General features: G+C 59.1%; 11 protein-coding genes and 1 pseudogene. 3 read left to right on the top strand and 9 right to left on the bottom strand.

What is annotated here, in order from left to right; genetic code table 11:
- Positions 1-678 precede the first annotated feature (678 nt).
- The 4 genes and pseudogenes from NKJ75_RS05580 to bluB all read right to left on the bottom strand — a co-directional run bounded on the left by NKJ75_RS05580 (position 679) and on the right by bluB (position 4,704).
- Entirely contained in the window at positions 679-933 is a 255-nt protein-coding gene (locus tag NKJ75_RS05580) for a helix-turn-helix domain-containing protein (RefSeq protein WP_352499307.1), read from the bottom strand.
- A 452-nt stretch (positions 934-1,385) separates the two neighbouring features.
- Positions 1,386-3,206, bottom strand: a complete 1,821-nt coding sequence (glmS, locus tag NKJ75_RS05575; protein WP_023808082.1) for a glutamine--fructose-6-phosphate transaminase (isomerizing) — start codon at positions 3,204-3,206, stop codon at positions 1,386-1,388.
- 385 nt (positions 3,207-3,591) lie between these two features.
- Positions 3,592-3,717, bottom strand: coding sequence for a class I SAM-dependent methyltransferase (locus tag NKJ75_RS05570; RefSeq protein ID WP_352447890.1), 126 nt, complete (start codon positions 3,715-3,717; stop codon positions 3,592-3,594).
- Positions 3,718-4,070: 353 nt separating this feature from the next.
- Positions 4,071-4,704 (bottom strand): annotated as a pseudogene (gene bluB, locus NKJ75_RS05565) (5,6-dimethylbenzimidazole synthase).
- A 1,011-nt stretch (positions 4,705-5,715) separates the two neighbouring features.
- On the opposite strand from bluB, the gene NKJ75_RS05560 reads away from it, so the two are divergent.
- The 3 genes from NKJ75_RS05560 (at position 5,716) to NKJ75_RS05550 (ending at position 7,914) form a co-directional block, all read left to right on the top strand.
- Entirely contained in the window at positions 5,716-6,003 is a 288-nt protein-coding gene (locus NKJ75_RS05560) for a hypothetical protein (RefSeq protein WP_352499305.1), read from the top strand.
- A gap of 831 nt (positions 6,004-6,834) precedes the next feature.
- Entirely contained in the window at positions 6,835-7,047 is a 213-nt protein-coding gene (locus tag NKJ75_RS05555) for a hypothetical protein (RefSeq protein WP_155921670.1), read from the top strand.
- Between the two features lie 111 nt (positions 7,048-7,158).
- Positions 7,159-7,914 carry a Crp/Fnr family transcriptional regulator gene (locus tag NKJ75_RS05550; protein WP_352499304.1) on the top strand — a complete coding sequence of 252 codons (756 nt, stop codon included), beginning with the start codon at positions 7,159-7,161 and terminating at the stop codon, positions 7,912-7,914.
- Positions 7,915-8,351: 437 nt separating this feature from the next.
- On the opposite strand, the gene NKJ75_RS05545 is transcribed toward NKJ75_RS05550, so the two are convergent.
- The 5 genes from NKJ75_RS05545 to NKJ75_RS05525 all read right to left on the bottom strand — a co-directional run bounded on the left by NKJ75_RS05545 (position 8,352) and on the right by NKJ75_RS05525 (position 11,812).
- Positions 8,352-9,326, bottom strand: a complete 975-nt coding sequence (locus tag NKJ75_RS05545; protein ID WP_023708080.1) for a hypothetical protein — start codon at positions 9,324-9,326, stop codon at positions 8,352-8,354.
- A gap of 169 nt (positions 9,327-9,495) precedes the next feature.
- Entirely contained in the window at positions 9,496-9,906 is a 411-nt protein-coding gene (locus NKJ75_RS05540; RefSeq protein ID WP_023673629.1) for a DUF2285 domain-containing protein, read from the bottom strand.
- 58 nt (positions 9,907-9,964) lie between these two features.
- Positions 9,965-10,339: a transcriptional regulator domain-containing protein gene (locus tag NKJ75_RS05535; RefSeq protein ID WP_352447891.1), complete on the bottom strand. Its 375-nt coding sequence runs from the start codon at positions 10,337-10,339 to the stop codon at positions 9,965-9,967.
- Positions 10,340-10,361: 22 nt separating this feature from the next.
- Positions 10,362-10,994, bottom strand: a complete 633-nt coding sequence (locus NKJ75_RS05530; protein WP_031206361.1) for an acyl-homoserine-lactone synthase — start codon at positions 10,992-10,994, stop codon at positions 10,362-10,364.
- A 92-nt stretch (positions 10,995-11,086) separates the two neighbouring features.
- Complete coding sequence (locus NKJ75_RS05525; protein ID WP_352499303.1) at positions 11,087-11,812, bottom strand: LuxR family transcriptional regulator; 726 nt, start codon at positions 11,810-11,812, stop codon at positions 11,087-11,089.
- Between the last annotated feature and the right edge of the window lie 68 nt (positions 11,813-11,880).

Genomic DNA, 11,880 nt, shown 5'->3' with positions numbered 1-11,880 from the left:
GGTGTGGTCTCCGGGAAATTTCGGATCGGCTTAAGCAACCAAATCCTACGTCATTTCAAGGCTTGCGCCACATCCACCAACCCCCATGAATTTTTCAGGCTAGCAGAGAGGGTGCTTGCGGTGCACTCACTGAACGAGATCGCAAATGGACGCGCGTAACCACCAGAACTGGCGACACCCAGTGGTCCGCTGGACCCGCAGGAGGAACCACAAGGTGTGAGCGGGTAGAGCGCAAGCGAGTGCCTACTTCGATCTTTCTAGAAGCGCGCCGGCAGCCTGGGCGGGGGGCTTGGGGGTCAGACTGCCGGCGCACGCCACTCACGAAGAGCGGCCCCTTTTCGTGGTTCGAACGCCCATAGTCAACCCGGAAACGTCAGGATGCCCGCCATGTCAATTTCAGAGCGGCGCGACTCGCCATGTTGGACGATTCAGCCCGTAGGCCGAGTTGATGCTCAAGCCAGCATCGCCTTGCCGAACTAGGAAGAGTTCGCCGTTACAATCCTTCGTCGCGAGCCGATGCCGTCGTGCACGTTTCGTAGCACTCCGGGCGGCTATATCGCTTTGTTGTTCGGCGAGCTGCGCCAGAAGGCATTCGCATCCAATCGAATCAAAAGTCGACATCAGCCGCAAGCTTCACATCACAACAGCTAGTCCACCCATTGCAGGTCATCCGACTGATCAGGCGGCGTCCGAAACGTCCAACTCCGACTCAAGAATTCCCACAGGTATGGAAAGCGATTTCGCTATCCGATCCCGATAGCCCTTGCTGTACCTCAGACCTCGCTCGATGTTTTGGATTTTCTCAGCGGCCAGCCCGCACGCGACCGCCAGGTCGTCGATCGAATATCCAAGGTGCTCGCGATAAGCGCGGACGATGTGGGTTCCCTGGGACATAGCCGTCAAGACTGGTTCGGGAATGCGCGAATCCTTCATAGACATCTCCAAGAACTGGGAGCTCCCTCGGAGATTCCTCCCCGCGGCGCACACCTAGCAAATAAAAAAAATGGTCGTCCATTCGGCCGAACCGGCCTCATGCATGGGATGGGCCGCTGAACTGGCCGGGCCGGAATATGGCGGCTCACCTGCTTCTGATCAAGTATCAAGGCTACCCGTGCTGAGAGCCTGGTCGGCGTAGCGCATGCGACCTGCGATCCTTCGTGGACCATTCTCGCCGATGGCTTTCTTGAACAGCAACTCGAACTTTCGGCACGGACACTGCCAGCTTCGGCAATCTCCACCGGCGAGGCAGCGAAAGACCCGCTCGTAACCGCTACCGAGTTTCGCAATTGCAGCAAACAATGGTCATCTGGTTTGATCCGGGCTTCGGATCCAGACAAGGGGTACCGCTTTCCTGGAGGCGCATCGCCACCTGTACAGGTTCACAATCATTCGACCGTGACCGATTTTGCGAGATTGCGCGGCTGGTCTACATCCGTCCCCATGAAGAGCGCCGTGTGGTAGGCTAGAAGCTGTATCGGGAGCGAGAAGATCATTGGCGCGATAATCTCGTCGACAACCGGCAGCACGAGCGTGTGCATGGTTTCGAGTTTTGATACGGCTGCCCCTTTTTCATCGGTGATGAGGATAATCCGCCCTCCACGGGCAGCCACTTCCTGCATGTTGGAAACGGTCTTGTCGAAAAGACGGTCATGGGGCGCGATGACGATCACTGGCATGTTCTCGTCTATCAATGCGATCGGCCCGTGCTTCAATTCACCCGCTGCATAGCCCTCGGCATGGATGTAGGAAATCTCCTTGAGCTTCAGCGCACCTTCCATCGCTAGCGGGAAACTGGTGCCACGGCCGAGATACAGGACGTCACGACACTTTGACAGTTCGCGCGACAAGAACTCGATTTCCGGCTGGATGCTCTCGAGTACGTGGCCCATCACGCGCGGCAATTCGGCGAGGCTCCTGACGAGCCCCTGCAGCTCGTCTTCGGGGACGGTCCCGCGGGCTCTGGCCGCGCCGATGGCGAGTGCTGCTAGAACGGCAAGCTGGCAGGTAAAAGCCTTGGTAGAGGCGACGCCGATCTCCGGTCCGGCAAGGATCGGGAAAACCGTATCGGCCTCCCGAGCGATGGTCGATTCGCAGGCATTGACGATAGCGCCAATTTTCAGCCCACGCTCCTTGCAGTACCTCAATGACGCAAGCGTATCGGCGGTTTCGCCGGACTGCGAGATGAAAAGAGCCGCCGACTGCGGCGGCAACGGGATCTCGCGGTAACGGAATTCGGACGCAACGTCGATTTCAACCGTCAGGCGCGCATAGCGCTCGAACCAGTATTTTCCGATCAGTCCGGCGAAATAGGCGGTCCCGCAGGCAGAGATCGCCAAGCTCGGGACCTTGGCGAAATCAATGCCAGGAACCATGTCGCGACTGTCTATGATGTTAATGTAATGACGGAGAGCATGGGCGATGACCTCGGGCTGCTCGTAAATCTCCTTCTCCATGAAGTGGCGATGGTTGCCCTTGTTGGCCAGATCGGCCGCGGCCGTGGAGATATGGCGCGGACGCTCGACGGGACGGCCGTCGATATCGAAGATATGGGCGCCCGAATTGCCGACAACGGCCCAGTCGCCGTCGATGAGATAGGTAATTTCATTGGTGAAAGGAGCAAGGGCGATCGCGTCGGAGCCCAGGAACATCTCGCCGTCGCCGTGACCGATCGCGAGCGGTGGTCCGTTGCGCGCCGCCGTGATGGTCGTCGGTTCATCTTCGAAGAGGATGGCAAGCGCATAGGCGCCCTTGACGCGTTTCAGCATGGCACGCGTGGCCTCTTGCGGCCTCATGCCCTCTCGGCGGTATCTTGCCAAGAGATGCCCAACGACCTCGGTGTCGGTGTCGGTCTGGAACTCGGCGCCATCCGCCGCCAATTCGTCCTTCAGCTCGGTGAAATTCTCGATGATGCCGTTATGGACTACGGCGACACCGTCGCTAAAGTGCGGGTGCGCATTGCGTTCGGTCGAGGCCCCGTGGGTTGCCCAACGCGTGTGGCCGATGCCGACGTTGCCGCTCAGCGGCTCTTCCTTCAGTCGCGTCTCGAGATTGACGAGCTTGCCCTCGGCGCGCCGGCGGTGCAAGGCACCCTCGATGATCGTCGCAACGCCGGCGGAATCATAGCCGCGATATTCCAAACCCTTCAACGCGCCGATCAACCGATCCGACACCGGCTGTTGCCCAACGATGCCAACAATCCCGCACATGTTCGTCTCCGCATCTTTGCGGGCAGCACCAGCCCACGCGAGACGGATACCGTCCGGCCGCTTTAAGTGGCGGCCTTGTAGTAGTAATCCATAATATTGGTAAAATCGATTGTTGTGATAACTACCATCCACCCGATGGATAGGTCGGCCGCTGTGGGGCCACGACCCAAACTTCTATTCGCGCCTGACGCTCTTATGAGGATCGCAAACTCACACCCGCGGCAGGATCACGGCCTCAGAAAGGCCAGGAGGCCTTGGACAGTGGACGGACGACGGGCCTGCGGGTAGGAGCATTGTGCCGCCGACTTGGGCATCGGCGATGGTCTGTCTTGGCGACAGCCTGAGTTCGCTTCAGGACCGTCGTCGTCTCGCGCGGCTGCCGGTGTCAGTTGACGATAACAAAATGTCCGCCGGGGGCGAGCGCCTCGCGCACGGCACGTGCCAGCCGCGGTCGGTCCGGGACGCCGTCGAAGGCGTTGGCCGTGAAGACGAAGTCGACGGGGCGTGACACCAGAGTAGCGAGTTCATAGCGCATAGCCGGCGACGAATTCGCAATTGGTCGCGCCGGCGCCGGTCAGCCGGCGCTGCGCGGCCTCCAGCTGGTCGGCGTAGTGCGACGACATGGCGGGCGATTGTGGCGATCGGCACAGCCGCCCCGCAACAGAGGTCGACCACCTCCATGCCCGGCTTCAGCCCGGTTGTCGCAAGCGCCATCTTCGCTGCGGTCGCGCTTGTCATGCTGCTCTTTCCTAGCCTTTGCAAGAACACGAACCTCGGCTTCGGTCGGAATGGCAACGTGGCGAAGGGCGACCCGATCTGCGTCAAGCTCATCGCCACGGAAGAGGCGAATGATAGGCAGCCCCACTACCGCCTGATCACCACCGGCGGCCGCCGATGTTCCCAGCATTCGCGTTCCAAGGTCGGCATGTCGTGCTCCTCGCTGGCATAGCCGAGGCAGAAATAGCCGATCAGCGTCCATTCGGGCGGCGTGTCGAGAATTTCGGCCATCTCGGTCGCATCGAGGATCGACACCCAGCCCATGCCGATGCCCTCCGCCCGCGCCGCCACCCACAGTGTGTGCACTGCCATGACGGCCGAATAGTCGATGGTCGCCGCCATGGTCATGCGACCGAGCCCATGGCCTTGTCGGGTCGTGTGGTCGGCGAAGACCGCGAATTGACAGGGCGCCTCGTCGAGCCCGGCAAGCTTCAGCCGGGCATAGAGTGCGGCGCGCTCTCCCGAAAAGCGCGTGAGCGCCTCGGCATTGCAGCGCTCGAAGCAGTCTCTCACGGCAGTGCGCCGCTTGAGGCTCTCGACCACTACGAAGCGCCAGGGCTGGCTGAGGCCAACGGAGGGCGCAATGCTGGCGAGCTCGAGCAGGCGTTCCAGCGTACCCTCTGGCAGAGCCGTTGGCTCGAAGCGCCGCACATCCCTGCGCCAGCAGCAGCGTGATCAGCCCGGAGCGAAAATCGTCGGTGAAATCTGGAGGTGACGGCATGGCGGTCTCGTTAGGTATGGATTGGGCACTAGGGAGTACAGTGTGGACAGCCTCTGCCTATTGCCAAGCTGGCTTGTTGCGTCCGACAATCGCGTCATGCGACCCCAACCGCAAACGATAGAAAAATCTTTCCTGGTGGGCGGCGCTATTACGATGCAATCGACCAAGCCAGTTTCGATCAGCTCGCAGGGCGGTGAATCGTGTACCAGGCCGTTGCTAAATGCGCCATTGACACTCAGGCGCACCCGTATCGCTCACCAAGCCTCGGAACGAGGAGAACGTCGGCCTGGAACGCGGAGACGGCGACAGGCGTCTCAGCTTGCATATACTCGTTCCTACAGCACCGCCTGCAACTCAGTTTGCTTCCGACCACGACCGGCCTCGACGTCCCCGAAGATTCCCAGGTCATTCGGCAGATACCATCGTCTGACGTCATAGCGCCGCAGCGGACAGCACCAGCTGCCCAATTTCATTTGGGGCATCGCTGAGCTTCCAGTCGCCACCGCAATTTCGTCTTCCAGCAGCGTCAGGCATGACCCAAATTGGAGCTCATCCCTCTCACGGTCAATTCGCGTTGAATTACATGTTCTACTTTCGTTCACTGTTCGGACGACACATTAGAAAGAGCTGGAATGGAGTCTATCATCAGCCCTACGACAGCCGCCAAAGGCGGCCGCTGTTCAAGCCCGCCGAAAAGTTTGGATGCCGTTCACAAGGGGAAAGCATTGGTGGGACCATGCCGGAACCATCTACCTCTTTGTTCTTCTCGGAGAAACATCGCCCGGGCCAGTGGTCTCTCGGAGAGTAAAAATAACTGACGCGCATCAGGGCTCGCGCATGTGGAACGCGATCAGCATCCCCGGTTACTGGCACATTCTACAATCAGCTACCAACTGACAAACGTATGGCAGGAGACGGATGAGACGTGGACGGTGTTCGACCGTCGTACCGCAGAGTCGCCATAAGTCGCATTTACGAGGTCCTAATATTTGATGCAAATGGCTGGGAACGTTGCTCACCCTCAACTCGGAGATGACCGTTACCATCAACAGCGGATGGGCTGGTGCCGTCATGAAGTTGGAGGGCGACTTGCCTCCTCTAGCCGTTTTCGCAACCTATTCCGTCGCCGTCTCGGTCAAGATCATAGATATCGGTGCCTACGACAGAGACCGGCCCGTGTACGTATGCGGGACCATTGCCCTTTCCGGAGGAACAGTCGACATCGCTGGCGATTGGAACACAGGCGCCTGTGTAGTTAGGGTCGCAGGATTCTTGGCCATGAGCGCTGCTGATGAATAACGCCAGAACCAGAGCGACCGCGCCTAGACGACCAAACCCCATCAAATACCCGCCAGCTAACACCCAAGAAATCTTAGCGGGCATTTTAGCTCCATGCAATATTAGCGCTGGCTTGGGCGCCTATATATCACCACCAAGTCCAAAGAGATGAGTTATTGCCCGACTGCAATGATCAAGATCGCGTTGAGGGTCGCGCGATGGCGGGCTACTTGATTTCGGTTTGGCAGATGCGTGGCCAAAGACCGACGCGTGCTGCCAGGGATATGCATCTGCGGCGGGGTTTGGCTTTTGGTATTGCTAGGCAGGAAGGTCGCTTGCTGTACAGAGGAGCTTATTGCCGAGGTTGAGAATCCTAGTACCGATCGATGGTGGTGCATCCCACAGCAGTCTGATTTGCGACAGCCGTCGTCGAGCCGGAGTGCGCATCGCCCTCTTCGGTGAGGCCTCCGTAAGCGTCTGCGACGACCGACAGAGTCGACAAGCACGCGCTTCGTTCAGCGCCCCGAGGTGATCATGGCTGAAAAGCGGTCCTACAAGGGCGGGCGATGTTAGCCTTCAAGGCCGACAAGAGGCAAACGCTATGGGATCGTGTGCAGGGCGAGGTCGGCGTCCCGGTCCCGAAGGAGCATAAGAAGGACAAGGCGGAATGGCTGAAGCCGGGACTGGTCGGCCGGGTCACGAGGAGAAGGGCGACGAGAAGCTGCGCCTCGCAAGGCTACTGGATTACTGGGAGGCTAACCAAAGAGCGCGGCCAGTCTTGGGTATATTGTACGATTGTTACCCAAGCGGCGGCCGCATGGACTCTCATCATCGTGGAACTACATTGCCACAATGGCACAGCTCTTTGAATCCGCCCCAATGAGCGCTTCATTTCAGATGATCGTCGACCACTACGAGACAGCGGTTTCACTCCAGGAGCGCATTGTAACTCGCGCTCGACAAGTCGGCTTGGCGACCAAAAGCGATGACGAATTTCTGGAGCATTTGAATGCGGCCTTAGAGCGGGTGCGCCAAACCCTGGCTGGCGCCGATCAACGCAGTTAAAATGGGACATCCGCGGTCCGCAGGCATACAGTGTGGCATCGACGGCAACTCTAAGGGCGTCCGTCGGTGTGAGCGATCAACATGCTTCCGCCCCAATAGGGAGAGGGAGCTATGACAGACTCCAGGTCACAAACTCACACTGCCGCGCAATGCGACACCGGCCAAAATTCCATCTATCGCGATTCGCTGCTGCTTCGAATGTGCTCGGCAGATTTGGCCTTGCTGCAACCTCATTTGGAAAGCGTCTCCCTTGGACTGAAGACGCATCTCGAAGTGGCGGGGTCTCCAATCAGAACCGTGTACTTCTTCGAGAGCGGTCTCGGGTCAGTGGTGGGCGAACTGCGGCCTGGTATTGAAGCTGAGATCGGAATCATAGGTTGTGAGGGTATGACCGGCTCAGCGCTTATCATGGGCGATGACCGGTCAACGCACGATTGTTACGTCCAATTAGAAGCCCGAGCCTTTGTTATCGACGCGGGCCTCTTCACCAAGGCGCTTTTGACAAGCCCAACCCTGCGAAGTTTTCTGCTCCGCTACGTTCACTACTTTCACCTCCAGGCAAGCTTCACCGCGCTCAGCAATGCCCGGATGAACATCGTCGATAGGCTCTCAAGATGGCTGGTGATGTGTGATGATCGCGTCGAGGGGAACAGCTTTGCGATTACGCACGAGTTCTTATCAGTTATGCTCGGTGTCAGGCGGCCCGGCGTCACCATAGCGCTGCAAACCTTGGAGGGCCAAGGTCTGATACGCTCAAGGCGAGGAGAGGTAGTCATTCTTGATCGCGCGCGTCTAATTGCGCTGGCAGATGGGTCATATGGCAGGGCTGAAGCCGAATACGCTCGGCTAGTCGGCAAACTGCATTGACCGCAGGCGCCGCGGCGTCCGTAGCGCCGCGACGGTGATCGCCAACGAATGTGCTCGAACAGGAGATGGTCGATTTCCTGCATTGGAGTCATGTCCGGGTAAGCCGCCTAGACAGAGCCTTCACCGCCGACGTTGCCGAGCATCGGGATCCAAGACGAAGCTGTCATGCCGGCACCGCTGCATGCGCCACGCGAGGAACAAACCGCCCCTCGCAGTCGTTCAGGATTGCGAAGCACGATACGGCTGTGCACCACCTTCCGGTGACTCCAAAGGAGACCCGAGATGACTCGGTCCGTAGAGGAGGTTTTCGAAGAGCATCTGAGGCTTCGCGCGGCAGGCGATCTCGAGGAAGCTGGAGCAATGGCGAGACTCATTGCGCCAGCCGCATAGCCTTATCTTGCCTCACAACGGGAAGGCTGTTTCGGGACTTTTCGAAATCAGCGGATCACAGGCTCGCCATGGAAGCGGCGGCGCGATGGAGGAGAAACGCCGAAGCCAACTTCCATCATCAGCCGTGGCCTGTGCGACGGCACGGTGCCCATATGGAACCCGAACGGATCCTCGACGAAACCGAAACCGGCCTTGCCGGTCAGCGTGACCGGACTCTGCTTGCCGTAGACGTCCAGAATCTCTTGCGCTGGATGGCCGACGACAAGCGTAAATTGGTGCTTGAGGGCGCGGCGATCATGGCTGCCGCGAACATAGATATGCGGGCCGGTCCCCTCGTCGACGGGCACTAGATAGAAAAAGAACTTCAACATCCGCCAGTCGTCCAGGTCGAAATGGTATTTGCCGAGCGAAGCCAGGTTCTTGTCGGCGTCCGACGCCTGGCCGGTCGGGAAGCTCCACCAGACGCGCGTCGTGATCAGCGTCGCCTGGCCGCCGAGATAGTGCGCGGCGATATCCATGAGCAGCGGATCGTTTTGGATGGCAACGGCCGACTTACAGCCCAGAATGCGCTCGAAATAATGGCCGCTGAGCAACGGACGGCCAAATCGCGCCTCAGCCTCCGCATGCTCCGCCGGCATGAATTCGAGTCGGCGATCGAAATTGCCGAAACAAGGTGTGCACCTTGCGAATGCGGCTACATCTTCAGCCACCATTGCAGGCAGGACAAGGCCGGGAAAAAGCCCATCCATCCGCAGCGCGTCGACAACGTCGTGGCAATTGACACCGGCAAACATCGTGTCCTGGGCTCTTTGCGGCCTTCGGACCGGCTTTGCACCACGCCAGTGCATTCTCCGTGCCGGCATGGTGCGCGCCAACATGAACATGGGCAGCCACGCCGGATTTTCGCGAATATCCGACAGGTAGGTCGGAATGCGTACGGCTATGCGACGCAGCATGCTGCCGTTTCGCGCGATTGTCTCAAGGCTTGCAGCGCCGGCTTTGTCGGAGTTCATAACGGTCATCGGGGTCCTCAGGTCATGAATGCACTTATCGACGAAGTTGGGTCCCGGTGTTTCGCCGAAACCCGATTCGCCGCGGAAGAACTAGGCGCTTGCCACGTTTTGTGCAACGCACCATTGCAGTGAGAAATGGAGGTTGCGCGTTCGGATAAGACAATCGCAACCACCCCAATTACCTCAGGAACTGTCTGTAGCCGCCGCCCATCAGGTAGCGGCCACGTTGGATGGCGCGGCGTACCTGATCGCGAAGATGGCCGCCTGGATGACGCCAATCTTCTTCGACACGGCGTCTCCCGAACAAGGCAATGGCGACCTCCTGATGAGATGCTCCCGCGAGCGAGCCATCCAAAGCCTGCAGTACAATACGCAGACGCGCTCCGCGGTGTTCCGGCGGAAAGCAAGCAGCTGACACGCGGCGGCAATCATTGATGTCGTTCAGGAACTGAAGGGCAGCGACATGGAACTTGAGGTGCTGCGGCTGAAGGATTGCGTCGACATATAGCCGCAACGGGCGGAGGACGGACGCACCGGAAACGGCGATCTGCAGACTCCGGCAGTTCTCCCTCAGCAGCACGTGCTGCATGCCCGCAGCTGTCAGCAGGATGTCCTTGCAGCATGAGAGCGATGAAAGGTGAAGCGGTTCAAAATCGTGGTCGAGCCCCAGCGGCTCCGCGGCCGCTCGTAGAATACAGGCGCAATCGCGCGGATCCCAAAAGACCCTCGCCGATGTAGCGTCCGACTGTGGCGCGTCCGCGAAAAAGGAGGCTCCATTGTCTTAGGAAAGCTGATTCTGTCGTCAACTCGATTATCTTCATGTCGGCCTGGGCTCCGACAAAGCAGGCGGACGGTGCCATTTTGGCGTGGTCGCGCTGGAATTGTGGATTGCGCCGAAGAAACTCCCAGGCCCAGCCAGTCCGTGGCAATCGTCTGGCGTAGTGGTAAGCGTCCTGGCGACGCCAGTCCGGCCAGCATACAAGGCCGACCGTCGCTTCCTTGGGCAAACCAGCATCCTTCATGGCACAGGTGTCCACAATGGCGCTATGCTGACGGGCCTAGAACCGGTTGCCACAGTACCGGTCCGCTCAGACGTCCCCTGCTGCGGATTCGCAAAAGGCTCGCGTGGGAAATCTCGAGAAACCCAGCCACCGCCTCCGTTTTGCCGACGCACTTGGGTTCTCCGATGCGCGACAATGGCCACGTAGCAAGGCGGAGGATCCGCTCCATGCGCGTGTCCGTCACCGTTACGATCCGGGTCAGATCCTTGGCCAAGCCGAACTCGATCATGCCCGCGAAGAGCTCGTAGGTCGCCTGGGCCAGCCCGCCCGCTGCCTTGGGCGCCGACGGAGGAAGATCGAGCGCGAAACGACTGCTCTCCCATATGTCGGTGGTCGAGGGCACGACGTCAGCACCCAGCAGCACCGGGAAGGTGTCGCGCAACATTGTGGGTCCGGTGCTGGGCAAAAGACGCACGCAACCGCGAATTCGCCAGTCGGATCCTTTGAGGAGCAGATAGACAGGCTTGAGAGCATCAAACGGATCGGATTCCATCTGGTCTTCGGTATCAACTTCCCAATCGAGCCTTTCCTTGAAGACCCGAAACCTGAGCCCATGCATCTCTTTGAGTTCGCCTGCAAACTCGTTGTAAAAGTCTGGTGCTATCAGTTGCATCATGGTCGCCTCCATGTGGGATGTGTTCCCGCCATCGAAGGGCAAAGCTGACATCGATGCAGCCTGTAGAGGTTTACAGGTATCGTGGCTGAGAATCAGGATCTCGTCAGGCCGGAGGCAGCCATTCGTGCAACGGCTTGGTTGATCGTTCGAACGCCAAACTTTGCCTTGGCGTTTTCCAGATGAAAGGTCACGGTGCGCTTTGAGACGCCGAGAAGCTGGCTAGTATCCCAAGCCGACTTGCCGCGCGCCGCCCATTTCAGGCCCTCGAACTCCCGCGGGGTGAGCGTTACACCATCCACCACGCGATGATCGGCGAGCCTGCGCCGGACATGGATATGAAAGTTGATGGCCACCAGCTGCAATGCTTTTTCGTAACGTGCCAGTGACCGCAACAGAGGCGGACGGGACTCGTCGGAAGCAAAGGTCAGGGCAGCAAACCGGCCGAGATGATCATGCATGGACATCGTCAGGCCGCCGCAGATGCCAAACTCAGCCGCACTCTCTAGAATTTGTTGCTGCGAATTCGGCAGACAGTGCCGAGCGCGATCCACACCCCAATCGAATGTATCCCAGCCTTGCAGCCCGCGCAGGATGACCGGATCGAGACTGTGGTACCGCTGTTGCAGATAACGTGACGTCCAGGATGAAGGATAGTTTGAAATCAATTGGGGGGCGTCGCCGGAGGCTGACGGGTAGGTGAAATAGGCGAATAGCGGGAAGTCGAAGCCGGCTGCAGCGGAGGCCATTGCCTCACAGAGATCGGCAGCATCAACACTTGCAGACAGTTGCTCGACGAAGTTCTCAAACACGCGATGCATGTGTCCTGTGCGTAACCTCCGTAACGCTCAATGCCAGGCAGAGACCTTGTTTTAGATGATCCCGGACG

The sequence above is a fragment of the Mesorhizobium sp. M0058 genome (genome assembly GCF_040323095.1).
Classification (GTDB): domain Bacteria; phylum Pseudomonadota; class Alphaproteobacteria; order Rhizobiales; family Rhizobiaceae; genus Mesorhizobium.
The sequence above is the reverse complement of the archived record's forward strand: the minus strand, read 5'-3'. Positions and strand labels throughout refer to the sequence as shown.